General features: G+C 34.4%; 28 protein-coding genes. All 28 read left to right on the forward strand.

All coding sequences use genetic code 11. The features are described 5' to 3' along the window. Positions 1–41 precede the first annotated feature (41 nt). The 28 genes from rplO to N0K73_RS03460 all read left to right on the forward strand — a co-directional run bounded on the left by rplO (position 42) and on the right by N0K73_RS03460 (position 23,878). A complete protein-coding gene (gene rplO / locus N0K73_RS03325; RefSeq protein ID WP_112250646.1) occupies positions 42–476 on the forward strand; it encodes a 50S ribosomal protein L15 in 435 nt (144 codons plus the stop codon). Next, complete coding sequence (gene secY, locus N0K73_RS03330; RefSeq protein ID WP_057974622.1) at positions 476–1,771, forward strand: preprotein translocase subunit SecY; 1,296 nt, start codon at positions 476–478, stop codon at positions 1,769–1,771. The genes rplO and secY overlap by 1 nt, the downstream gene beginning before the upstream one ends. Before the next feature lie 75 nt (positions 1,772–1,846). Beyond that, a complete protein-coding gene (locus tag N0K73_RS03335) occupies positions 1,847–2,509 on the forward strand; it encodes an adenylate kinase (RefSeq protein WP_284060691.1) in 663 nt (220 codons plus the stop codon). Positions 2,510–2,706: 197 nt separating this feature from the next. After that, positions 2,707–2,925: a translation initiation factor IF-1 gene (gene infA / locus N0K73_RS03340; protein WP_057974621.1), complete on the forward strand. Its 219-nt coding sequence runs from the start codon at positions 2,707–2,709 to the stop codon at positions 2,923–2,925. A gap of 35 nt (positions 2,926–2,960) precedes the next feature. Further along, complete coding sequence (gene rpmJ / locus N0K73_RS03345) at positions 2,961–3,077, forward strand: 50S ribosomal protein L36 (protein ID WP_057756760.1); 117 nt, start codon at positions 2,961–2,963, stop codon at positions 3,075–3,077. 24 nt (positions 3,078–3,101) lie between these two features. Beyond that, on the forward strand, positions 3,102–3,467 hold the full coding sequence (gene rpsM / locus N0K73_RS03350; RefSeq protein ID WP_057974620.1) for a 30S ribosomal protein S13: 366 nt from the start codon (positions 3,102–3,104) through the stop codon (positions 3,465–3,467). A gap of 28 nt (positions 3,468–3,495) precedes the next feature. Then, positions 3,496–3,885, forward strand: a complete 390-nt coding sequence (gene rpsK, locus N0K73_RS03355) for a 30S ribosomal protein S11 (protein ID WP_057974619.1) — start codon at positions 3,496–3,498, stop codon at positions 3,883–3,885. Between the two features lie 85 nt (positions 3,886–3,970). Further along, a complete protein-coding gene (locus tag N0K73_RS03360) occupies positions 3,971–4,909 on the forward strand; it encodes a DNA-directed RNA polymerase subunit alpha (protein WP_057974618.1) in 939 nt (312 codons plus the stop codon). A 27-nt stretch (positions 4,910–4,936) separates the two neighbouring features. After that, positions 4,937–5,317, forward strand: a complete 381-nt coding sequence (gene rplQ, locus N0K73_RS03365; RefSeq protein ID WP_057974617.1) for a 50S ribosomal protein L17 — start codon at positions 4,937–4,939, stop codon at positions 5,315–5,317. A gap of 253 nt (positions 5,318–5,570) precedes the next feature. Then, positions 5,571–6,092, forward strand: a complete 522-nt coding sequence (locus N0K73_RS03370; protein ID WP_181647391.1) for a GNAT family N-acetyltransferase — start codon at positions 5,571–5,573, stop codon at positions 6,090–6,092. A 169-nt stretch (positions 6,093–6,261) separates the two neighbouring features. Then, on the forward strand, positions 6,262–7,107 hold the full coding sequence (locus N0K73_RS03375; protein ID WP_057974615.1) for an energy-coupling factor ABC transporter ATP-binding protein: 846 nt from the start codon (positions 6,262–6,264) through the stop codon (positions 7,105–7,107). After that, complete coding sequence (locus tag N0K73_RS03380) at positions 7,083–7,961, forward strand: energy-coupling factor ABC transporter ATP-binding protein (RefSeq protein WP_112250679.1); 879 nt, start codon at positions 7,083–7,085, stop codon at positions 7,959–7,961. The genes N0K73_RS03375 and N0K73_RS03380 overlap by 25 nt, the downstream gene beginning before the upstream one ends. Next, the gene (locus N0K73_RS03385) at positions 7,954–8,748 is read left to right on the forward strand and encodes an energy-coupling factor transporter transmembrane component T family protein (RefSeq protein ID WP_112250642.1); all 795 of its coding nucleotides are present in this window, start codon (positions 7,954–7,956) and stop codon (positions 8,746–8,748) included. The genes N0K73_RS03380 and N0K73_RS03385 overlap by 8 nt, the downstream gene beginning before the upstream one ends. 12 nt (positions 8,749–8,760) lie before the next feature. Beyond that, positions 8,761–9,525 (forward strand): tRNA pseudouridine(38-40) synthase TruA, encoded by a 765-nt coding sequence (gene truA, locus N0K73_RS03390; RefSeq protein ID WP_112250640.1) that lies wholly within the window; start codon positions 8,761–8,763, stop codon positions 9,523–9,525. 202 nt (positions 9,526–9,727) lie between these two features. After that, positions 9,728–10,171 (forward strand): 50S ribosomal protein L13, encoded by a 444-nt coding sequence (gene rplM / locus N0K73_RS03395; RefSeq protein WP_057974611.1) that lies wholly within the window; start codon positions 9,728–9,730, stop codon positions 10,169–10,171. Positions 10,172–10,184: 13 nt separating this feature from the next. Then, positions 10,185–10,577, forward strand: coding sequence for a 30S ribosomal protein S9 (gene rpsI, locus N0K73_RS03400; protein WP_057974610.1), 393 nt, complete (start codon positions 10,185–10,187; stop codon positions 10,575–10,577). Between the two features lie 84 nt (positions 10,578–10,661). Further along, entirely contained in the window at positions 10,662–11,213 is a 552-nt protein-coding gene (locus N0K73_RS03405; protein WP_112250638.1) for a hypothetical protein, read from the forward strand. Positions 11,214–11,301: 88 nt separating this feature from the next. Next, positions 11,302–11,685: a hypothetical protein gene (locus N0K73_RS03410; protein ID WP_225416496.1), complete on the forward strand. Its 384-nt coding sequence runs from the start codon at positions 11,302–11,304 to the stop codon at positions 11,683–11,685. Positions 11,686–12,083: 398 nt separating this feature from the next. Next, positions 12,084–12,803, forward strand: coding sequence for an endonuclease/exonuclease/phosphatase family protein (locus tag N0K73_RS03415; protein WP_112250636.1), 720 nt, complete (start codon positions 12,084–12,086; stop codon positions 12,801–12,803). Positions 12,804–12,844: 41 nt separating this feature from the next. Further along, positions 12,845–14,482 carry a DUF6994 family protein gene (locus N0K73_RS03420; protein ID WP_112250634.1) on the forward strand — a complete coding sequence of 546 codons (1,638 nt, stop codon included), beginning with the start codon at positions 12,845–12,847 and terminating at the stop codon, positions 14,480–14,482. Between the two features lie 683 nt (positions 14,483–15,165). Then, positions 15,166–15,969, forward strand: a complete 804-nt coding sequence (locus N0K73_RS03425) for a metallophosphoesterase (RefSeq protein WP_112250632.1) — start codon at positions 15,166–15,168, stop codon at positions 15,967–15,969. Positions 15,970–16,072: 103 nt separating this feature from the next. Next, positions 16,073–16,687, forward strand: coding sequence for a hypothetical protein (locus N0K73_RS03430; protein ID WP_112250630.1), 615 nt, complete (start codon positions 16,073–16,075; stop codon positions 16,685–16,687). Between the two features lie 294 nt (positions 16,688–16,981). Beyond that, positions 16,982–17,521, forward strand: a complete 540-nt coding sequence (locus tag N0K73_RS03435; RefSeq protein WP_112250628.1) for a metallophosphoesterase — start codon at positions 16,982–16,984, stop codon at positions 17,519–17,521. 315 nt (positions 17,522–17,836) lie between these two features. Next, a complete protein-coding gene (locus tag N0K73_RS03440) occupies positions 17,837–18,295 on the forward strand; it encodes a protein-tyrosine phosphatase family protein (RefSeq protein ID WP_146744983.1) in 459 nt (152 codons plus the stop codon). 1,083 nt (positions 18,296–19,378) lie between these two features. After that, complete coding sequence (locus N0K73_RS03445) at positions 19,379–20,863, forward strand: DUF6287 domain-containing protein (protein WP_112250624.1); 1,485 nt, start codon at positions 19,379–19,381, stop codon at positions 20,861–20,863. A gap of 365 nt (positions 20,864–21,228) precedes the next feature. Continuing rightward, complete coding sequence (gene abc-f, locus N0K73_RS03450; RefSeq protein WP_225416495.1) at positions 21,229–22,749, forward strand: ribosomal protection-like ABC-F family protein; 1,521 nt, start codon at positions 21,229–21,231, stop codon at positions 22,747–22,749. A 229-nt stretch (positions 22,750–22,978) separates the two neighbouring features. Further along, positions 22,979–23,122 (forward strand): hypothetical protein, encoded by a 144-nt coding sequence (locus N0K73_RS03455; protein ID WP_057974603.1) that lies wholly within the window; start codon positions 22,979–22,981, stop codon positions 23,120–23,122. 126 nt (positions 23,123–23,248) lie between these two features. Further along, complete coding sequence (locus tag N0K73_RS03460) at positions 23,249–23,878, forward strand: endonuclease III domain-containing protein (protein WP_112250622.1); 630 nt, start codon at positions 23,249–23,251, stop codon at positions 23,876–23,878. Positions 23,879–23,922 lie beyond the last annotated feature (44 nt).

The raw sequence follows: 23,922 nt of genomic DNA on the forward strand, positions 1-23,922 counted from the left end.
AACATCTTGTTTGCAGTTTAAAATAAGGAGGTGCCAACCCTATGAAATTACATGAATTAAAACCAAGTGAAGGTTCTCGCTCAGTACGTAACCGTGTCGGACGTGGAACATCTTCTGGTAATGGTAAAACTTCTGGACGTGGTCAAAAAGGCCAAAAAGCCCGTAGTAAAGTACGTTTAGGTTTTGAAGGTGGACAAATGCCTTTATTCCGTCGTATGCCAAAACGTGGATTTAACAACATTAACCGTAAAGAATATGCAGTTGTCAATTTAGATAGCTTAAACAAATTCGAAAACGGTGCTGAAGTAACACCAGCTTTACTTGTTGAATCAGGTATTGTTAAGAACGAAAAATCAGGAATTAAAATTTTAGCTTCCGGCGAACTTAACAAGAAATTAACTGTTAAAGCAGGTAAATTCTCAGCTGCTGCTAAAGAAGCTATTGAAGCTGCCGGTGGTCAAACAGAGGTGATCTAATGCTTAAAGTGATGAAAAATGCATTAGCCGTGAAAGAAATCCGTCAAAAGATTTTTTTCACTTTATGCGTTTTAATTGTCTTTCGCTTAGGTACTTTTATAACAGTTCCTGGAATTAACCATGCTGCAATTGCTAGTGCAACAAGTAGTAACTTAGTTAGTCTTCTTAACACTTTTAGTGGTGGTGGATTAACTAACTACTCGATTTTCGCAATGGGGGTTTCACCCTACATTACCGCTCAAATTGTTATCCAATTACTACAGATGGACATTGTTCCTCGTTTTGTAGAATGGAGTAAGCAAGGTGAAGTTGGTCGTCGTAAATTGAATCAAGCTACGCGTTACCTAACAATTGTTTTAGCATTTGTTCAGTCTGTGGGTATCACTGCAGGGTTAGACTCATTGAGTAGTTTAGGTTTGGTTAAAAATCCAAGTACGGAGACATATGTTGTTCTGGGCATTATTTTAACAGCCGGAACAATGTTGACGACTTGGTTAGGTGATATGATTACTGAACGAGGTATTGGGAATGGTGTTTCCATGTTAATCATGGCAGGTATCGTTTCTCGTATCCCGGGTGGTATTAAACAGATTTTTAATGAACAAATTGTCCAAGCTGATAAAGGTGATCTTTGGGGGGGCATCTTGTTCATAGTAATCTTGTTCGTTGCAATTTTTGCAATCGTAACTTTTGTAACATATGTTCAACAGGCTAACTATAAGATTCCAATTCAATACACAAGACGAGTTGCTGGTGCGACAGATAGTTCATATCTGCCACTTAAGGTAAACGTTGCGGGTGTTATCCCCGTTATTTTTGCGAGTTCATTCATTGCAACTCCCCAAACTGTGCTTTTGGCTTTCCAAAGCTCACAAGGGGACGCGACTTGGTACAAAGTATTGAGTCAAGTTTTCAATATGCAAACGACATACGGTGCCATTCTTTATACCGTATTAATTGTCTTGTTCACATTCTTCTACGCTTTCGTTCAGGTAAATCCTGAGAAACTCTCAGAGAACTTACAAAAACAAGGAAGTTACATTCCAAGTGTTTGGCCTGGTAAAGCAACAGAAAAATATGTTTCAAAATTATTGATGCGTTTAAGTACCGTTGGTTCATTATTCTTAGGATTTGTTGCTTTAATTCCATTATTAGCATCAAGTATGTTTGGATTAGATGAATCAATTGGTTTAGGTGGTACTAGTCTGTTGATTGTTGTTGGTGTTGCTCTTGAAACAATTCGTCAATTAGAGGGTATGATGATGAAACGTAAGTACGTTGGATTCATTAGATAATCGATAAAAACAAATTTTAAACTGAGAATTAGGTTAGGCTGATGCCTAACCATTTCTCATATTAGGAGGATATTCATGACTAAAATGAACCTGATGTTAATGGGTTTACCTGGTGCAGGTAAGGGAACACAAGCTGAAAAGATTGTCGACGCTTTCCACATCGCTCATATCTCTACGGGGGACATCTTCCGTGCAGCAATGAAAAATGAAACACCAATGGGACTTGAAGCTAAAAAGTATATTGATCGTGGCGATCTTGTTCCTGATGAAGTCACAAATGGCATTGTCAAAGAACGATTAGCTGAGGATGATATTCAAGATGGCTACATGCTTGATGGTTTTCCAAGAAATATGGCGCAAGCTGTTGCCTTGGACGAAATCGGTAAAGACCTTGGAAAACCTCTTAACGCAGTCATTGACATTCATGTCGATCCTGAATCTCTAATTGAACGTTTAACTGGTCGTTACATTTGTCGCAACTGTGGTGCCACTTATCACAAAATCTTTAACCCCACAAAGGTTGAAGGTACATGTGATCGTTGTGGTCATCATGAATTTTATCAACGTGAAGATGACAAGCTTGAAACGGTTAAGAACCGTTTAGAAGTTAACATCAAAATGAATACACCGTTATTAGATTTTTATGAACAACGTCATCTATTGTATACAGTAGATGGCAACCGTGATATTGAAGATGTATTTGCAGATATTGAAACGATTTTAAACAATCTCAAGTAATCTGAGTATTCCGCCGCAAAGTAATTGTGCCGGAGTGACTAACTTGCATCTGAGATAGCGGTATGATAGAATAATTCCGGTTTATCTTTTCAGGAGGATATTTTTTATTAATATCCTGATAAGAACGGGTGAGAGTCTCTATTTCTCACCATTTTTACATGTAAAGTTAAAACACGATTTTAAGGAGGTACATTTACGTGGCGAAAGAAGAAGTAATTGAGATTGAGGGTACGGTCCGTGAAACGTTACCCAATGCGACTTTTCGAGTAGTACTTGAAAATGATCATGAAATTTTAGCTCATGTCTCAGGTAAAATTCGTAAGAATTATATTCGTATTTTACCTGGTGATAAAGTGACGGTTGAAATGTCTCCTTACGATTTAAGTAAGGGTCGTATTACTTATCGCTTTAAATAGATTGTACTTCAAAAACTTTTAGGAGGTATAATTCAATGAAAGTAAGACCATCAGTAAAACCAATGTGTGAACATTGTAAAGTTATCAAGCGCAAAGGTCGAGTTATGATCATTTGTAGCGCAAATCCAAAACATAAACAACGTCAAGGATAATAAAAATTAGGAGGTGTAATTGTTATGGCTCGTATTGCAGGTATTGATATTCCACGTGATAAAAGAATCGTGGTAGCATTAACTTACATTTATGGAATCGGTAATACTACTGCTGCTAAGATCTTGGTAGAAGCAGAAGTATCAGAAGATATTAGAACTCGTGATTTAACAACTGACCAAGAGGATGCAATCCGTAAAGTTGTTGATCAATTCAAAATTGAAGGTGACTTACGTCGCGAAATCAGTTTGAACATTAAACGTCTCCAAGAAATTGGAACGTACCGAGGCATGCGTCATCGTCGTGGTTTACCAGTTCGTGGACAAAACACGAAAAACAACGCTCGAACACGTAAAGGCCCAGCTACATCAATTGCAGGCCGCAAGAAATAATTACTAGATTAAGGAGGTAATACTATTTATGGCAACTAAGAAAGTTTCTCGCAAACGCCGTGTTAAAAAACATATTGAAGCCGGTGTTGCACATATTCATTCTACTTTTAACAATACACTTGTTATGATTACTGATGTTAACGGTAACGCCGTTGCATGGTCATCAGCTGGTGCATTAGGTTTTAGAGGTAGTCGTAAATCTACACCATTCGCAGCACAAATGGCAGCAGAAGCTGCAGCTAAAGGCTCAATGGAAAACGGTATGAAAACCGTTGAAGTAGCTGTTAAAGGACCTGGTTCTGGCCGTGAAGCCGCAATCCGTGCTTTACAAACTACTGGTCTCGAAGTAACCGCAATTCGCGATGTTACTCCGGTGCCTCATAATGGATGTCGTCCTCCAAAACGCCGTCGTGTTTAACGTGGATTAATATTCATTACGGAGTTGAACTTCATAATGTTTTCACTAGATTACACGTTACGTTTTGAAAGGGGTAAAGATAAGAATGATTGAATTTGAAAAACCAAATATTCATAAGATAGATGAAAGTCCTAACTATGGTAAATTTGTTGTAGAGCCACTTGAACGCGGTTATGGTACGACATTAGGTAATTCACTTCGTCGGATTCTACTATCTTCCTTACCAGGTGCATCTATTACTAATATTCAAATTGATGGTGTCTTACATGAGTTTTCAACTATTGAAGGCGTATTGGAAGATGTTACTCAAATTATCTTGAATATTAAGAAAGTTGCTTTGAAGTTAGCTGCTGACGAAGACCAATCCATCGAAATTGATGTGAAAGGTCCCGCAGAAGTTACTGCCGGTGACATCATTGGCAACAGTGATGTTGAAGTGTTAAATCCCGACTTGTACATTTGTACAGTCGCAGAAGGCGCATCTTTTCATGTTCGCATGAACGCTAGTAATGGTCGTGGATATGTATCCGCTGATCAAAACAAAGCGGAAGATATGCCAATCGGCGTATTACCAATTGACTCCATTTATACCCCAATCGAACGTGTGAACTACCAAGTAGAAAAAACACGTGTTGGTCAAAAAGATGATTATGACAAATTGACACTTGATGTTTGGACTAACGGTTCAATTACACCAAGCGAAGCCATTAGTTTGTCGGCTAAAATTTTAACTGAGCATTTGACTTTATTCGTTGATTTAACCGATGAAGCTAAAAATGCCGAAATTATGGTTGAAAAAGAAGAAACGCATAAAGAAAAAATGCTCGAAATGACGATTGAAGAACTTGATTTATCAGTTCGTTCATACAATTGTTTGAAACGTGCTGGTATCAACACGGTTCAAGAATTGACGAATAAATCCGAAGCTGACATGATGAAGGTCCGTAACTTAGGACGTAAATCATTGGAAGAAGTTAAAGCTAAATTAGCTGCGCTTGATTTATCATTACGTCATGATGACTAATATTATATAGAGGGAGGGAACCTATTCATGAGTTACCGCAAATTAGGACGTACAAGTTCTCAACGTAAAGCAATGTTACGTGATTTAACAACAAGTCTTATTATCAACGAACGAATTGTGACTACTGAAGCTCGCGCTAAAGAAGTACGCAAATCTGCCGATAAAATGATTTCTTTAGGTAAACGTGGTGATTTGGCTTCACGTCGTCGTGCTGCTGCTTTCGTAAGAAACACAGTTGCTGACGTGAAAGAAGATGGTGACGATGTCACTGTTCAATCAGCATTACAAAAATTATTTTCTGATGTAGCTCCTCGTTACGCTGAACGTAATGGTGGATACACTAGAACTATGAAGACAATGCCTCGTCGTGGCGATGCCGCACAAATGGTTATTATTGAATTAGTATAATTCGTTAACAGATAATTTTTCACTTTGATTGATGATTAAAAACAAACGTTATGATGATGGAGTAATCTTAGTCTAGTTTGAAGGTCTTTCACGTTTGTGAATTTCCGGTCATCCTTCATAGTGATTTTTTATTGTCTAATGAGATTTTTAAAAGGGTTCTAAACACATTCAAGTAATGTGTTTAGAACCCTTTTTTTATGTCTAGAAACCTAGTATGATAATAATATTCTTAATCCAATCAGGAGGTAGCCCGATGTCGATTGAAGGTAGTCAACTTTATCGGTATGATCCTAAATATTTATCCGAAATTATTGCATTGTTTAATCGAACTGTTCAAGTCGTTAATCGACAGGATTATTCGCAATTAGAAATTAATGAATGGGTACAAGTACACCCCGATTTGGACGAGTGGCATCAACGGTTAACTCAGACGTATAGTTTGGTTGCCATAAGTGACGGGAAGGTTGTTGGGTTTAGTAATATTGATGAAGACGGGCAGATAGATTTATTGTATGTTTCGAGTCTTATGATTCGGCAACAAATCGGTACACGATTGCTTGCTGGATTAACCAACTATCAAAGACGTTATTTACAAACAAAAATACAATCAGTAGATGCTTCAATAACAGCCGTTCCTTTTTTTGAACAACAAGGTTTTAAAGTGGTTCGAAAACAAAATAACTACCGACGACAACAAAATTTAATTAATTATTGCATGGTGAGAACTATTGGACCAGAATACGGTTCTCAGCCTGTTCTGAGCAGTCACAACTAAATCTCCATCAATAAGTGATAAGTGCCTTATAATTGAAAATTTGACTCATAATGATGAAGATATAATCGGATTAGCACGCATAATTAAAAGTATAAAGTTACCGGGTTAATTTTTGCCTGTGATATAATTCAAAACGTAATCTATTTTGTGAAGTGTGAGGACAAGCGGCATGACTGAAGTAATTAAAGTTGATCATTTAAATTATCAATATGAAGCACAAAAAGAACTGAATGAAATGGCGCTCAAAGATGTCTCCTTTACGATTAATAAAGGAGAGTGGGTCGCTATCATCGGTCATAATGGTAGTGGTAAAAGCACGCTATCAAAAAATATTAATGGCCTATTGGCTCCTAAGTCTGGTGAAATTACGGTTGATGGACTTGTGCTATCAACTGAAACAGTTTGGGATATTCGCCGTAAAATTGGAATTGTCTTTCAAAATCCAGATAATCAGTTCGTTGGAGCAACAGTTGAAGACGATGTGGCATTTGGACTTGAAAATAATGGTATTGAACGTAAAGAAATGCAAGAACGTGTCAGAGACGCGCTTGAACGTGTTGACATGTGGCAGTTTGCGGCCAAAGAACCGGCCAGATTATCTGGTGGGCAGAAACAACGGGTCGCAATCGCAGGAATTGTCGCTCTAAGGCCAGAAGTCATCATCTTGGATGAATCAACCAGTATGTTGGATCCTGAAGGTCGTGACGAGGTTTTGAGCTTAATTCATCAACTTAAAGATGAACGTGGGTTAACAATCATTTCAATTACACATGATATTAATGAAGCGGCAAGTGCCGATAAAATTATGGTGATGGATGGCGGACAACTTGTTAAACAGGGAACACCTGCCGAAATTTTTGCGCTTGGTGAACAATTAGTGGATATGGGTTTAGATGTCCCTTATCCGGAACGCTTAAAGGCAGCACTTAAAAAACGTCATTTTGACATTCCGGACGACTATATGACAGAGGAAGGCATGGTAGATTGGTTATGGCAATTAAATTCAACGAAGTAGCCTTTACCTACCAAAAAGGCACGCCTTTCGAAAGTCAGGCTCTGCATGATATCAATCTGGAAATTGAGGATGGATCATTTACGGCAATCGTCGGGCATACAGGTTCTGGTAAATCGACACTATTACAACATTTAAATGGGCTATTAAAGCCCACTGAAGGTGAAATTCAGATTGGTGAGCAGATAATAACGCCAGAAACGCCTAATAAAGCGCTGAACGATTTACGCAAACAGGTTGGAATTGTTTTTCAATTTCCAGAAGCACAACTCTTTGAAGAGACCGTCATTAAAGACGTAGCTTTTGCGCCAAAAAATTTCGGTAAAACAGAATCTGAGGCAGAAGCTATTGCCGAAAAAATGCTGCAACTAGTTGGATTGCCAGAGAGTATCTATCAACAGTCTCCATTTGACCTCTCAGGGGGCCAAATGCGTCGAGTAGCGATAGCCGGTATCTTAGCTATGGAGCCTAAAATCCTTGTTTTAGACGAACCTACGGCAGGGTTAGATCCTAGGGGCCGCGTTGACATGATGGCAATGTTCGAGGAACTTCATCGTGAACAAAATCTCACAATAATTTTAGTGACGCATCAAATGGATGACGTGGCGAATTATGCAGATTATGCGATTATTATGTCTAAAGGGACGATTATTAAATCGGGTACGCCGAGGGCTGTTTTTTCGGATCCGGATTTCTTATTGAATAACCATTTGAATGTGCCAACGACGACCTTATTTTCAAAAAGATTAACTGAAAAAGGGTTCTCTTTCGCCAATATACCTTTAACGGAAGCTGAGCTCGCTGATGACCTTGTCGAACTATTAAGTCGAAAAGGAGGTCACGACGCAAATGAATAAATTAATTTTAGGACGTTACATAGCAGGTGATTCACTTATTCATCGTCTTGATCCCCGAGCTAAATTAGTTCTGAGTTTCTATTTTGTCGGAATCATCTTCATGGCGAACAACTGGCAAAGTTTCTCGATGCTCCTAATCTTTACGTTGGGCTGTATCTTGGCCTCAAAAATTAGTCTGAGTTTCTTTCTAAAAGGTGTCCGGCCATTAATTTGGCTGATTATTTTCACGGTTGCTCTACAAATGCTATTTTCAAGTGGCGGCCAGATGTATTGGCACTGGGGAATCTTCAAAATTTCGGAGTTTGGTGTGACAAATGGATTATATATTTTTTGTCGATTTATTTTAATTATTTTTATGTCGACATTATTAACGTTATCGACGGCGCCATTACAATTAGCAGACGCGATTGAATCGTTATTGAAACCCCTGAAAGCCATTAAATTTCCAGTTTACGAAATTGCCTTGATGTTATCAATTGCGTTACGATTTGTGCCAACATTGATGGATGAAACGGCTAAAATTATGAATGCGCAACGTGCTCGAGGCGTGAATTTTGGTCAAGGGCCGTTGATTAAACAAATGCAGTCAATTATTCCTTTGTTAATTCCATTATTCGTTAGTTCGTTCAATCGGGCGGAAGATTTAGCCATTGCGATGGAATCGCGTGGTTATCAAGGCGGCGAAGGCCGTACGAAATACCGAGTGCTTAAATGGCAAACAACGGATACGATGGCTTTTGTCTTATTCGCAGTCGTGACCGTTGCATTAGTCTATCTCAAAAATTAAGGATGAAGAAATATGTCAGTACGTTATAAAATTACAGTTGCTTATGATGGGGCAGCCTTTGCCGGCTTTCAACGGCAACCAAACCAACGAACTGTTGAATCCGTGTTGGAAAAAGCAGTCACAATTATGAGTAAGTCAGATGTTCCGGTTAGAATTTATGGTTCTGGCCGAACGGATGCAGGCGTTCATGCATTAGGTCAAGTTTTTCATTTTGATTTCATGCATGAAATCCCAGAAATGAGTATGTTAAGGGCTTTGAATAGTTTATTACCATTGGATGTTCAAGTTAAAAAAGCTGAACTGGTTAGTGATGATTTCCACTCACGGTATAGTACGCACGGTAAACGCTACATGTATCGTGTGTCACAAGGAGAGTTCACGGATCCATTCAAACGATTCTACACGGGTCATTATAAATATAAAATCGATATCGCAAAAATTGAAGAAGCGTTACCTGATTTAGTTGGGGAACATGATTTTTCGAGTTTTGTGGCTGCAGGTAGTCAGGTCACCGATCATGTTCGAACGATTTATGAGGCAACCGTGAGAGAAGATAAAGAAAATCATGAAATTATTTTTGAATTTTATGGTAATGGATTTCTCTACAATATGGTCCGGATTTTAGTTGCAACACTCCTAGAAATAGGGAACGGGCGGCGTCCAGCCCATGATATTCTAAGGTTATATGAAGTGAAAGATCGACAACAGGCTCGAGAAACAGCTCCAGCCAGTGGATTATATTTAAAAAAGGTTTATTATCCGGATGAACTAGGGTAATATGGTAGTTATTGACAATATGAATACTAAGGCAATTCTAAATCTGAAAAGGTGTTATTTATTTGTGGGATGCCCATAAATTAGATTGACAAATTGACTTTTAATAGTTAATATTATAAATGGTATTGTTTGCCCCACTGATAGGCCCCGGAAACTTATTTGAGTGTCAAACAAACAACATGAAAAAACGGAGGAAACAATCGTGCGTACAACTTATTTAGCAAAAAAAGGCGAAATAGAACGTAAATGGTATGTTATTGATGCAACCGATATCTCTTTAGGTCGCTTATCAACTGTCGTTGCTTCTATCTTACGCGGTAAAAACAAACCAACATTCACACCTAATGTGGATACTGGTGATAACGTTATTGTTATCAATGCAGAAAAGGTTGGTTTAACTGGTCACAAAGCTGACAGAAAATTATACCAACATCATACAGATCATCCAGGTGGTTTAAAGACTCGTACTGCCGGTGATTTCCGTGCCAACGATCCTGAAAAATTGATTGCTTTCTCTGTTAAAGGTATGCTTCCAAAAGGTACTCTTGGTAAAGAACAAGCATTGAAATTACACGTATATCGTGGTGCAGAACATGATCAACAAGCACAACAACCAGAAACTTTAGATATTACAAACTTAATTTAAGGAGGCAATTGAAATGGCTCAAGTCGTATATTCAGGAACAGGTCGTCGTAAAAACTCAGTAGCTCGCGTACGTTTAGTACCAGGTACTGGTAAAATTACTATTAACAACAAAGCAATTGAAGATTACATTCCATTTGCTAACTTACGTGAAGTTGTCTTACAACCATTCAACGCTACAGAAACATTAGGTAGTTATGATGTTTTAGTTAACGCTAATGGTGGTGGCTTCTCAGGTCAAGCTGGCGCAGTTCGCCATGGTATTTCTCGCGCATTGCTTACAGTAGATCCAGATTTCCGTGCCGCTCTTAAATCTGCAGGATTACTTACACGTGATCCTCGTATGAAAGAACGTAAGAAACCAGGTCTTAAGAAAGCTCGTAAAGCAAGTCAATTCTCAAAACGTTAATATATGGACACTTCACGATACATATCGTGAAGTGTTTTTTTATAAGATTTTAATTAGAACATAAATTAAGGAAGGAATAATAGTATGTCTGACTACTTTCAAGTAAGGATATCTCAAACATGTGCGACTTATTTCCAAGAAATAAAAAAAATTTATGAAAAAGAGCAAGGCGAAGTAATGACTCAAGGTGCAATTATTTCGAGAGTTGTTGATGAAGTATCAGCACTAAATCAGTGGAATCAAGTTATTGAAAGTAATCCCTTAAAGATAGAAAATAATATAAAATTAACTGAAAATAATTTAAGAATTCGAGCTAAAATAAGTCCAATAGTTGAGGAATCTATTAATAATTACAAATATTACTTAATGCCTCGGTTTACGGGTACTAGAAGCGTAACGCTAGGTGTGACACTTACGTATCTATTTAAGGCAGTTCTTTTGATAAGAAAGAACCCGAAATTAGTGGCATTTAATAGATTAAAAGATTTTGAAAGTATTATATTAAGTTATGAAAGTAGGATGAAAGAATTTGTTGCTCCAGCCAATATACCGGCATTTAATGACATGTGGAAAGAATTAACAGTGGATTTAAAAAGGATATCTGTGGATAATAGTGAAGAACAAAAGAAAAACTAACCATAAAAAAACTTGTAAAACACGAGTAAGTGTGTTAATTTATGAGTAGTCGAAAATTAACGCGGTTAATTGATGGGAGGTGTAAATCTTGAGAATTCAAATGAGATTATCTAGAGAAGGACGTATAGTGCTGGAGGAACTTAAATTAGACTATCTAATAAATGGGGAAACAAAAACCTCAGGAGAAATTATTGATGAAATTTTTGAATCTTTCAGAGTAGAAATTTATGATATTGATTGGAGTTTGGTTTTAAATAATCCAGAGTATGATGGAGTGTTGGCTGATTATACATCCGTTAACCCTACTACGCTCAATTTAAATCAAGATACGATCAATACGATGGATGAATTTAAAGAGTTCTTTAATCAAAAATTGGGTATGAAACGTACTGTATACCGCTCTTTCATTATTAGAATAATATTAAAAGCATTCCGGTTGCAAAAAGATGGTATTAATATTCATATTAGATGATGTAAATTCATTTAATATGATTTTTAACGTTATGGGTAGTCGAAAATTAACGAAATACAAGAATATATACATATGTACACCGATGTAGTGTTAAAAATATTTTATATGTTAAATTGTGCATCTTTAACGTAGATCAATGGTTAGATTTGAAAATGAGATTACCAAAATACAAAATGATGTCCAAAGGACTTTACTTTGTATGACCGATGTATTATACTAAATCTAGTTCCTTAGGACGTCAAAATACATTGATTTAAAAACTTATTACATAAATAATAAATTAGGAGGACAAAAACAAAATATGATGGTATTTATATGAAATAATAAATATTTTATAAACCTATGGGTAGTCTAAGTTTAACTAAGTGCATAAAATAAATTGTAATGGAGCAAATAATATGAAGACAAATTTTAAAATCATATCACTTAATATGAATTTTTTAAATGAAAATGCTACAAGTAAAAGAACTATTGACGATGTTCTTTTGGAATTATCTAATTCAGATAATACATTCATTTCAATCCAAGAATTTGGAAAGAAATCAGTAAATGGAGATCTAAACGGTATTGAAATTCAGAATCGATTAGCTGAGTTGGGTTATGATGTATTACTACCGAATAAAGAAGGGAAAAATCCAGTTAATGTTAGATTATTTTATCGAAGGTCAGAAGTAACCTTTCTTGAGAAAGAATTACCTATTTCAAATGAATATTTGAATAGGCAATGTGGTGGGAGTTTTTTTGTTGGCGGTGAAGAAATTTCGGTCTATTCTCTGTACCTTCCTTTGGCATCTGATGATTTTGTGGGAAAAGAACTGTATTGGGATGATATTTTAAATTTTGCATTAAAAAAAGTTTTAGCAAACGAAAAAATAATTTTAACGGGTGATTTTAATGAATCCGAAATGAAACGGGATGATACAAAATATTATTTAAAGATCAGTGAGTTAGGAAAATTGTTTTCAGAAAAAGATAAAGAAAGTACATGGGAAAATAAGCGGTTAGATCATATTTTTGTTTCACCAGCGTTAGAAAAAAAAGTTGAAACATTTGAAACATATCCAGTCGGAATTAGTAATCATAAAAAGATAAGCGTAAAAATAAATTTAGCACGATAAGAAATAACTAACATATTAAAATAAATTGATGAGGTATTAAAGTGAAATTAGATAATTATATTGGTAAAAATGATCTAACGGTAGATGATTTTTTAAAACTTGATGAGAAACAAGCAATAAAATTTGATTTTTTAACGCAAGGTGACGAGGCAGATCGGACTAATTTAAATAAGGGAATATATCATAAGATTTTTCCTTGGTATAATGAAGAAGAGCAAAATGGCGATACACTAAACACTTATAGAATAGCAATAAAGAAATATTACGGGAGTTATTATAGATTCTTAAACCGAGACGTACAACTTGAAATCATTGATATTATAAAAAAATATACGCTACATGATGATAATCAATTGTTTGAATTTGAAGCTGTGGATGGAAATGGAAATGCATATTTTCAAGTGTGCAATAATTATCAATTGGGAAATTTTGGAATATTACCTATTCGTGGTGGTATTAATCCTAAAAGAGCTCAAAATCCATATTTAGATTACTTTGATCAGTTTTTGTATGAATTAAATTCATTCTACGAGGGTGAAAGTGATATGAATGGTGACCTTCAAAAATCAATTTTAGATCGTGAGGATTACTTTAATCAATTTAATAATCTTGAAGGTTTTATTGAAAAAAACCTTTTGTGGGATTTTTTAGAAACAGATGAAGATGATAATCTGAATCTTAAATACTTATCGGATATTGAAGATTTTGAAGAATATATTTCTGCAGTTACTGATATTATTTATAAACGAGGTCGCTTAATTTATCGGATGTTACATGGAATCTTAGATGAATTAAATGTGGAACTGAGTTCAACCAAAAAAAATTTAGAAAAAGAAGTTCAAGATTCAAGTGTATCAATTAGAAAAAAATATTCCGTTGATAAAGAAACGGCTGAAAAACTGGCAAAGGTGATAAAATATAGAGATTTTCTTGAAACTAGATTGAATTTATATATAAAATATGATGAACTTTTGGAGAACTCTAAAAAAGAGAACAAAACTATAATTAGTAAAGAAGAAAATGATTATTTAGAAAAAAAATTTGAGTGGACTCGTTGGTGGTACTGGATAATATTATTTTGTGTTATATCCTTTATTGATACGATAGTTAAAAGACAACCTAACATTTCGTGGTCAGAAATAGAAACAATACATAATTTTCTTTATTTATTGTTTTGGGGAAGTATAATAACAAAAATTATTTATAATGTTAAATATTATGAAAGAAATAAGGTGTTTGAAGCCGTTAAAGTAAATAAACTAGATAATTTACACAAGCAGCTAGAAAATAATCAAGATAAATTATTAGATCAATACAATGAAAAACTTGCGATACTTGATGATAATAATGAATATATTATGGAACTTGGTGGACAGCTTCCTGCAGAATATCAAAATTATTCTGACGCTTATGACATAATTGAAAATATCTTGGATGGTAAGGTTGATACTTTTAAGGAGTCATATGAAAAATTTGAAAATGATAAACACCGAAGGGTAATGGAAGAAGAAGCGATGAAGGGAACTGTAGCGGCAGAGGAAGTAGCGAGGATGCAACAACAAGCGGCTCAAGCCAACATAGATAATGCTAAACGACAATCAGAAATTGCAGAGCAACATTTAATAGAAACAGAAAGGCATAATCGTGAAGTGGAATATAGGCAGGATCATAAAAATTAATAGATCATTTTTTAGATTACTTACGATTAATAATCACAATCTAAAAATGAAATAGTAAACGGTCAAAAAATTAGCAAATTGTGAGGTAGTATGGCTGAAAAAAGCTCTGGGGTTAATAATACTAGTAATTATATTTATTATGGGTAGAGAAGTTATATATCATCAAAATTTGGAAAATGCTCAAAAAATAGATGGACGTATGAAAAATATAAATAGGGAAGTAACAGTCTAAAAAAAGAAAATAATGAAAGTAAACAATTTAAAGAATTAGAAAAATTATTAAAAAAGTAGATAAATATGGCAAGGAAAAAGAGTTGAAAATAATAAAGTATTATGACGATTCGGTTTTTCAAGCTAGAAAACTACTTAAAAATATGAATAAAAAAGATTTTAAAAATAGCAAAATTGATGATAGTGGAACTATAAATTACGATTGAAAATTTCTAAGATAACTCAAAAATGTGTATCAATCAAATTTAAACGAGAAATTATGCAGGTATTAAAGGCGTTTAGGAAAATAAATTAGTATTTCGGATTCGGCAATGAAATCTAAAGTAGCTAGAGAGTACTCTGGAGGGATAATTTTTTAATAGGATGCAATACTATTTATTTGAATAGAAAGTGAATTTATATAGGTAGTTCTATATTTATAATAAAATAGAAATGTCTGGGAGGATACCAGAATGTCAAAAATATATGCTATAAGTGATATTCATGGATTTTATGATGAGATGAAGGACACATTGAGTTTAGTTGATTTGAAGACGGATAGCACGAATAAACTTATCTTTTGCGGCGATTATATAGATAGAGGCCCAAGTAGTTTTGAGGTTCTTGGTTACATTAAAAAATTAGAAGAAAAATATCCTGATCAAGTAGAAGTACTTATCGGGAATCATGATCAGATGTTTCTTGATTTTATGTTTGGAGATGATTTATTACAGTGGATCAGTGATGATTCGGAACTAAGGACAACAAAAAGTTTTTTTACTTCAAATGATGAATTTAAAGAGTTGCTAAAAAAAGCGATAACAGGGCATAGCTATGAAAGAATGAGTTCCTTTTTTAAGGATTCATTAAAAAGAAATCATGAAGAATTACTAAGTTGGTTATGGGATAAACGGAATAATTTTTACTATGAAACTAGTCAACAAATTTACGTTCATGCTGGAATTGTTGAATTACCAAATATTTGGAAGACATCCACTCCTCCTGAAGATTTCACTTGGAAGCGACCAGAAGGGAAAAACATATCTTTTTCTAAAGATATAGTAGCAGGACACAGCTTCTCCTATCTTGTCGCCAATGATATATCTTTTTTGGGAAAAATTTTTTATGATAACTCACATTTTTTTATTGATGGAGCAACTGTAGTGTCTGGAAGAATTCCATTGCTTAAATATGATACAAAAAATAAGATATACACTAGTTTTGAAAAAGATGATAATGATAATTGGAATGAAGTTGTGATAAAAAAATATGATTAAAATGTTAAAAGTGGATTTATAAAATTAATGTGAAATTGGTAGTTACGCGTTCCGTACCTAAAATTAAAAATAAATAAATTTAAATTTGAAAGGGGAACTAAGTATGATATTAACTAATAAAATGTTACATTTTTGTTATTTTGGGGAAAAAGAACCTGAAGATTCTGGTTGGAAAATATTTACTGCAGGAATATATTATAGATTAGATAATAAAGAGATTGAACGAAGTATTGATCCGTATAATTTTACAGTGGTTGAGGATAATGGGAGATTAATTGAAAAACTTCCTCATGGGTTTATGTTTTGTGAAACGATAAGAAAAGAAAGAAGCGGTCATCATGTTTTTGAAATACGTACAAAAAATAAAAATAATGACTGGCAGAATTGGCAAATATTAACGGGTAACGAATTTGACGTTTATAGTGTCGAGATGCACTGCAATGAATTATATATTAAGTTTCCTATTGAAGATGAAATTGCCAAATTGAGTGATTTTTTTCAAATTAGACACGGTGGATTACTTTATGTTAATAATTATGGTGAAAGACAAGTTATTACTGAAGATGGAATGATAAATGAAATTGATAACGGAACAAATAAAATAAAATGTTTTATTGATTCTGGTAATCAATGCTGGTCATTTGATGAACGGGTTAAAGCTTTACAAGAGTTTGAAAATAAGTATTATATTTATAATAGTGATGGGAAAAGGCTTTAAAACAGAACTTTAAATGTGAAAGGGAACAGTTAAGAAAATATAATTTAGTCTCTCAATCAGTTTCAGATAAGCGTGCAGGTACCCGAAACTAATTGGAATCTTAATGAAGTTGATCGATAACTTGCGTTTACTTTCTTACCTTGCGCGGATGAGGAGTTACCGGTAGTACGTCGCGATATGGGTGGAATCGATATTTGGCGTAGTGGTGTATATATACGTAGAACGACATATGTTTTGAGTTTTTTTGTTAAAATTAGTAAATATTATAAAATTTAAAGAACGGGATATAAAATCATGAAATATTTTATCGCTGATACACACTTTTGCCATAAGGATATAATTGGATTTAGTCGCCGTCCATTTGATAACATTGAAGACATGAATAAACAATTAATAAGTAATTGGAATAAAACTGTTAAATCAGATGATGATATTTATATACTCGGAGATTTTTTGTTTATGGAATCCAGTCGATGGGCAACTAAAATATTGAAGCAATTAAATGGAAAAAAATATCTTATTAAAGGAAATCATGAAGAATATTTGAACGATACCAATTTTGATGATTCACAATTTGAATGGATAAAGGATTATTATTCTTTTGAATTCGATAATCGAAAATTTGTTTTATTTCATTATCCAATAATAGAATGGGATGGATATTATGAACGCGCAATTCATCTATATGGGCACGTTCATAATATGAAAACTGATTATTTTAAAAATATATTGGGGATAAATGCAATGAATGTGGGTGTAGATATGATTGGGTACAGGCCAATTAGTATTGAACAGGTATTATGTATAATCAATGAAAGAGAGATGTCATGTTAAATATATATAGCGGTTCTTGTTTTTAAAATATGTAACTTTAATTTTTGATTTTAAAACTTGTAAATGAAAATATTGTTAATATTAGGCGGCGTAAACATAAATTGAGATAATAATTATTATCTAATTAGAAATAAAGAAATAATTTTGTAAGGAAAAAATTTCAAGATAACCGCTTTTAGTGAATTGACGGTTGGTGTATTTGTGATTTTTCGATTTTTAGAAAGTATATTTTTTCTCATTTGTGTAATGAAATTGTTAATAATAAAAATACTAAATCAAATATAGAAAGAAGAAATAGATATGAGAGTTACAATTATGAGTCGAGAAAAATATTTATCAGAATATAAACCCCCAAAGGAAAATATGGTTGCTATCAGGATTAGTACTGAAGCTCCAGTTAGAGATATTAGAGATAAATTATTTGATGATGTTTTATATCTAGGCTTCGAGGATTATCTTTATGGGGAAACAGATGTTGTAGGACACCATAGATTTTCAGATGATGAAAAAATACAAATCGATAAATTTATCGAAAAATATGCGGATAGGGATTTTGTAGTTCATTGTCAAAAAGGAGCAAGTAGGAGCCCAGCGGTTGGCTATTATATTTTAAAAACGCTTGGGGAGACAGAGGAATTAATAGAAAAACGTAAAACGGGATTATATAGTCCCAACATTGATGTATATGTAACTTTAAATGGAGAAACATTGGATCCTAAAAATCCTGAGATTAGAGAAAAATTTAAAAATGAAATAAAAACAATTACAGATTAACATTTAGAATTTATAAAAATTTTCAAGGAAATTCAAGAAATACTGGTGTACGTACTAGGATAAGCCTTGAAATATATGAGGAATTAAAATGGACAAATATATATAGGATGTATAAAAGATCTTATTAATTTGGGTGAGGAAAAAGCAATACGATATAATTTCAGTATTCACACGTTTGACTCCTTCAATGTTGAAAATTTATAAAGAAATATTTATGATATATCGTAAAGAATATCAATATATGGAATAAAAAAACTTTATTGATTGGAGAACGAGTGGAGAAACACTAGATACGTATAGAACTGCTTGTCTTAGCGGGCAGCGTATATGGTTCAATAATAGATGAAGTTCCTGATGAAGAGAAAAATGAAATCAATAAAATTATTGATAAATATATGCTAGGAAATAATATGCATGATAGGTATCCAAATTAACATGAAGAAACGTCGATTCGTAAATGTCTGGAATGTAAAAAGATAGCTATCAATTAAGCAATTTTGGAGTTCTGCCATTGAAAAAGACTACTAATACAAATGGTCCAATCACAATTAATTCTCTTAAAGAGGCAATGGTAAGAGGCAGTTAATTCATTTGACAGATTAGAGCTCTACTGATTTTGATATTAAAGATCTTGAAGCGAATATTATTAAAGTTGATAATATTATTGAAGCAAGGGGAAGAACGATGTACAGAGTATTAAAAGAAAAAACAGATAAAAAACGAATAATGATAAATTAATTTTTTGTACGTGGAAAAATGTAGATCGACAAATTATAAATCTAGGAAGTTAAAATAAGCGGGTAAATATAAAGTAGAGATTTCTGTGAAGAGGCATGATGCAGGTTGGTAGTGCTTCTTCTGTCCCCTTTAATTTGGGAGTGCACATTACACACGTCCAATGCTGAGGGGTCACCTCAGTTAACAAATCATTGATCGCTTATTTAAAAAAGATACGTAACATAATTTCATTGTGTTGTTATTAACACCATAGGCTATTAGTATAAATGTGAGGTGTTAGTAGACGGATGGTTAACGAAGGCCTAACGTGCTCGTGGGAGTCAATAAATTACGGAGGTAATAGGAATGAAGAACAAAAAAGTTGTATGGATTGTATCAATTATAATTATTTTGGGTGGTACATTTTACATATATAATCAGAAGCAAGATAATGGGCCAAAGATAGAGGAACAGTTAAAAGGAATAGATAAAGAGTCAGTAGCTTTTGAAAAAGAAAAGAATGAAAGTAAGCAATTTAAAGAATTAGAAAAATTGATTAAAGAGTCAGACGAGTACAAAAAAGGAACAGAAAAAAATAAAAAAGTCATAAAACGTTATGATGATTCAATTTATCAAGCTAGAAAATTACTGAAAGATAAAAATGAGACAACGTATGAAGAGAGTAAGATTACAAATCTTTCTAAAGCATCAACTAGAAATATCACGATGAAGGTAAATTCATTAAAGGTACTTTCTAAAAGATTAGAGATACAAGATGTGACTGTTTACGATAAAAAAGAACTTAATAATTTCAAATCAAAAGTAACTACTTTGAGGAAATCTTATGATAAACAACTTAACAAATCGGATAGCGAGTCAGACCAAAAGTCAGAATCCGCATCAACGAAAGTAAATGAACAACCAGATCAAACAATGGATTTTTCAAAGATTAAGCAAGGAGATTACACAAGTTTATTAGGCAATTGGAAAGAGGTTGCCACGTCTGCTAATCGTCATGACGGAGCAGGTGACAAATGGTCTGTGGGCGGGACTCATCAGTTGACCATATCGAAGAATCAAATTTCAGACGGATTTATGAAATTTAGCGGAGAGCATATAACGGCTAACGACCAGACTGGATCAGTAGCATTTAAAGAAGAAGGAGGCGTATTGACGACAAATTCTTCGGTTGGGGCAACAGCATATAATTTATCTTTCTATCCTAGGGGGATAGAAATGACCGAATCGGATTGGGGACCGGACGTGCCAACGGTTATCGATAATTCAAAAGACCGTTTTATTATTCGTTCAAGCGGTAGCAATTACGTACAGGTTTTTGAAAGAATTAACAGTAGCAGTATTGATGAACAGAACACAAGTGGGCGCTCCAATGACATCTCAGAAATGAATACGAAACAAATTCAGGAGGGAGATTATTCAAGTATTAAGGGAGAATGGAAAAACGGACGTGGTAAAAAAATTAGTGTTACAACTGATATAATGAAATTTACTGATATTACGGGCGTTAATCAAGGTGGAAGCGTTGAAGGATTGAAGATTGATATTCCAGAAATGAATTTACCGGATGGAACACCAAAATTAACAACATATGGTTTTAGTGATGTTAAAGTAAAATCGTATGACCAACAATTAAAAGTTAGTGAATCCAAAGAGGGACTATCGATGGCTAGTCGTATACCAGGCGCCGTAGAGTATGTGTCCTTCCTACCGAAGGGGACAATGGGAGACTTGCAGGAAGGAAACCGTAATCAAGATAAAATTATAGCGGTAATGACACAGAATAATGCGACATCAGTACAAAAATCAGAAGTTTATTATAGAGTTGACTAGTGACTAGTGACTAGTCTTGATAATATATGAACTAAATATAAGTATTCGTTATAATTATAAAAATTCTAAAACAGAAAATATGGTTTTCGGATCTGAAAAGATGTTTTGATATCTGGAACGTTTATGTTAAAATGATAATCTATAAACAATTAATAAACAGGGAGTGTGAAGAACATTGAAAAATACAAATCGTTAATCGAATATCTGTCGGCCAAGCATGGGGCGAAGTGTGTCCTTTTATGCGGGTTGGCTATTCAAACGGTTTGCAATTTCAATTCTTTTTCACATCTTAAAGAACCATTTTTTGATGCGTAACGATTGAAGAGCATATAACTGTATGCTCTTTTTTTGTGGACCCAAGTTGAATGGGCCAATGGTCGACCTCACAAAGAAATGAGGTAATTACCATAGGAACAATACAAATTGAACAATTAAGTTTTCAATATGATGGTCAGTTAACACCAATTTTTAACCGAGTTGATTTACAGTTAGACGCGAGTTGGAAGTTAGGGTTGATTGGTAGAAATGGTCGTGGAAAGACGACCTTATTTAGAATTTTACAGAACCAACTGCAGTATCAAGGGAAAATTAGAACCGATTTAGAATTTCAATACTTCCCTCAAACTGTTGAAAAACCGGAAGAATCCGTCTGGTTAGTTATTAGGCGTGTGACAGGTTTAGAAGATTACGATCAGTGGCAGATTTTAATTGAATTAGATAAGTTGGGTTTGCCTGAAAGTATTCTGGCAGAACCGTTTAACCAATTAAGTCCGGGACAAAAAACGAAGATATTGTTAGCTAGTTTGTTTGTGGGCGAAGGTAAGTTTCAACTAATTGACGAACCAACGAATCATTTAGATGAAACTGGACGCCAGGTTATTTCTGACTATTTAAGACAAAAATCAGGTTTTATCTTAATTAGTCATGACCGATATTTTTTAAATGCCATTATCGACCATGTTATTTCCATTGACCGAGCTAAGATTAGCCAGTTTAAAGGAAATTACCGAACATGGGATGAAGAAAATACGGCGCGTAATAACTGGGAGCTTAATGAAAAAGAAAAATTACAGCGCGATATTAAACGGTTAGAAAGTGCATCTCAGAAAAAAACGGGTTGGGCTAATCAAACGGAAGCCAAAGTCTCCAGTGCAGTCGACCGTGGATTTATTAGTCACAAGTCCGCGAAATCGATGAAACGTGCATTAAGTATCAAAAAAAGAGCCAACAAAGCAGTAGAAGAAAAACAGTCGCTCCTTAAGAATATCGATGTGGCAGAACCTTTAACCTTGAATTTTAAGCGTATCTCGTCAGGAAAATCATTATTAGAAGTTATTGATTTATCGGCCTTACGAAAGGAAATAGCAGTCAATAATCCCGTCTCTTTTAAAGTGAAATCAACGGAGCGACTTGTTATTCAAGGTGAGAATGGATCTGGTAAATCTAGTGTTGTTTCAGCTATTTTGAATCATTTAGATTATCAAGGACAACGGCAACTAGCAGCGCCTTTAAAAGTCAGTTGGTTGCCGCAAGATTTTGATGGACTATCTGGCTCATTACAAGATTTTGCCGCAGAAAAGGCTGTTTCATATTCGTTATTATTAGATATGTTAAGAAAATTAGGCTTCGAACGGGATGAATTTACGAAAGATATTAGCCAAATGAGTATGGGGCAGAAGCGAAAAGTAGCGTTAAGTCGCTCATTAGTTGAACCGGCCGATTTATATATTTGGGATGAACCACTTAATTATTTGGACGTGATCACGCGACAACAAATTCAAGATGTCATTATGACGTTTCAACCACCAATGCTAATCATTGATCACGATAAGGAATTTGTTGAGTCAGTGGGGACGAAATTTGTTGAAATTAAACGATGTATTTGAAAGCTAAACCTTAGCTATTTAACGCTTCTATTGATATAAAGTGAGTCATAATGATATACTGTTACAAGCATCGTTATTTGATTGTATGTCAGTAAGTAATGCATACAAAATTGAAAGAGACCTAGAAGTTGATGATTCAAGAATCGACTTTATTTGAAGGCATTTATTCAGTAGAAGAATCTTTAACTTTGAAAAAATTGTTAATTACGAGAGCAAGGAGGATACACCAATGGCTGATAAAGCAAAGACAGACAGAGAAAAAATGTTAGAAATTATTAAAAAGAAACAAACTGACGGTGGTAACTTCAACAAGAAGGCAACTGCTCGAAATGATCGCACTAAAATGCGTAAAGGTCCTAAAATATTTAAATAGTTGTAGGGAGAATAGTTCAGATAATATCTGGGCTATTTTTTTGCAATAAATTTAGGTGTAATCGATAGTTAGGTTGATGCCAATATGATAAACTTAGCCCATCTAAATACGTCAAGGAGACCTTTAATGAAAACAGATAAAGATATAATTAAAGTGCTTAACCGGTTATCAGACCATTACGGCCCACAATACTGGTGGTCAAATGAAAATCCAATTTCTGATTGGGTGACGATGATTCTTATCCAACAATCTACTGGTGTCAATGTGGAGAAGGCGATGGTTAAACTAGACGGTTATTTAACGGTTGAGCAACTTCAGTCAATGGACATTGAAGACTTACAAGAGCGCATTCGATCGGCAGGATTTTACAAACAAAAAAGTGCCTATATTAAAAATTTAATTAACTGGTTCGCTGGACACGGAGCAGATTTTGCTGATTTTGAAGAAATAACGACGACAGATTTACGTCAAGAATTATTGGCAATTAAAGGTATTGGACCGGAAACGGCAGATGACATATTATTATATACGTTTGGCCGCAATGTCTTCATCGCAGATCAATACGCAATGCGTTTGTTTGGCCGCCTAGGTTTTGGCGAATACAAATCTTACAAAAAAATGCAGATTGATTTTACGGAAGCTGCTGAGAAGGTCCCACTAAACTTGTGTCGTGAATGGCATGCGGTGATTGATGAACATGGTAAAGCTTTTCGGAAAAATAAGAATCTGGACGAAAGTTGGTTACTTGCAGATTAGAAAATTTGGCTACTTTGGTAGTCTTATTTTTTTGTCGGTAATCG

It is taken from the genome of Dellaglioa algida, from assembly GCF_030127605.1.
Classification (GTDB): Bacteria; Bacillota; Bacilli; order Lactobacillales; family Lactobacillaceae; genus Dellaglioa; species Dellaglioa algida.

Coding starts and splice junctions, on each gene's coding strand:
- rplO (WP_112250646.1), top strand. CDS start 42: ATGAAATTACATGAATTAAAACCAAGTGAAGGTTCTCGCTCAGTACGT.
- secY (WP_057974622.1), top strand. CDS start 476: ATGCTTAAAGTGATGAAAAATGCATTAGCCGTGAAAGAAATCCGTCAA.
- N0K73_RS03335 (WP_284060691.1), top strand. CDS start 1,847: ATGACTAAAATGAACCTGATGTTAATGGGTTTACCTGGTGCAGGTAAG.
- rpmJ (WP_057756760.1), top strand. CDS start 2,961: ATGAAAGTAAGACCATCAGTAAAACCAATGTGTGAACATTGTAAAGTT.
- rpsM (WP_057974620.1), top strand. CDS start 3,102: ATGGCTCGTATTGCAGGTATTGATATTCCACGTGATAAAAGAATCGTG.
- rpsK (WP_057974619.1), top strand. CDS start 3,496: ATGGCAACTAAGAAAGTTTCTCGCAAACGCCGTGTTAAAAAACATATT.
- N0K73_RS03360 (WP_057974618.1), top strand. CDS start 3,971: ATGATTGAATTTGAAAAACCAAATATTCATAAGATAGATGAAAGTCCT.
- rplQ (WP_057974617.1), top strand. CDS start 4,937: ATGAGTTACCGCAAATTAGGACGTACAAGTTCTCAACGTAAAGCAATG.
- N0K73_RS03370 (WP_181647391.1), top strand. CDS start 5,571: ATGTCGATTGAAGGTAGTCAACTTTATCGGTATGATCCTAAATATTTA.
- N0K73_RS03375 (WP_057974615.1), top strand. CDS start 6,262: ATGACTGAAGTAATTAAAGTTGATCATTTAAATTATCAATATGAAGCA.
- N0K73_RS03380 (WP_112250679.1), top strand. CDS start 7,083: ATGGCAATTAAATTCAACGAAGTAGCCTTTACCTACCAAAAAGGCACG.
- N0K73_RS03385 (WP_112250642.1), top strand. CDS start 7,954: ATGAATAAATTAATTTTAGGACGTTACATAGCAGGTGATTCACTTATT.
- truA (WP_112250640.1), top strand. CDS start 8,761: ATGTCAGTACGTTATAAAATTACAGTTGCTTATGATGGGGCAGCCTTT.
- rpsI (WP_057974610.1), top strand. CDS start 10,185: ATGGCTCAAGTCGTATATTCAGGAACAGGTCGTCGTAAAAACTCAGTA.
- N0K73_RS03405 (WP_112250638.1), top strand. CDS start 10,662: ATGTCTGACTACTTTCAAGTAAGGATATCTCAAACATGTGCGACTTAT.
- N0K73_RS03415 (WP_112250636.1), top strand. CDS start 12,084: ATGAAGACAAATTTTAAAATCATATCACTTAATATGAATTTTTTAAAT.
- N0K73_RS03425 (WP_112250632.1), top strand. CDS start 15,166: ATGTCAAAAATATATGCTATAAGTGATATTCATGGATTTTATGATGAG.
- N0K73_RS03430 (WP_112250630.1), top strand. CDS start 16,073: ATGATATTAACTAATAAAATGTTACATTTTTGTTATTTTGGGGAAAAA.
- N0K73_RS03435 (WP_112250628.1), top strand. CDS start 16,982: ATGAAATATTTTATCGCTGATACACACTTTTGCCATAAGGATATAATT.
- N0K73_RS03440 (WP_146744983.1), top strand. CDS start 17,837: ATGAGTCGAGAAAAATATTTATCAGAATATAAACCCCCAAAGGAAAAT.
- N0K73_RS03445 (WP_112250624.1), top strand. CDS start 19,379: ATGAAGAACAAAAAAGTTGTATGGATTGTATCAATTATAATTATTTTG.
- abc-f (WP_225416495.1), top strand. CDS start 21,229: ATGGGCCAATGGTCGACCTCACAAAGAAATGAGGTAATTACCATAGGA.
- N0K73_RS03455 (WP_057974603.1), top strand. CDS start 22,979: ATGGCTGATAAAGCAAAGACAGACAGAGAAAAAATGTTAGAAATTATT.
- N0K73_RS03460 (WP_112250622.1), top strand. CDS start 23,249: ATGAAAACAGATAAAGATATAATTAAAGTGCTTAACCGGTTATCAGAC.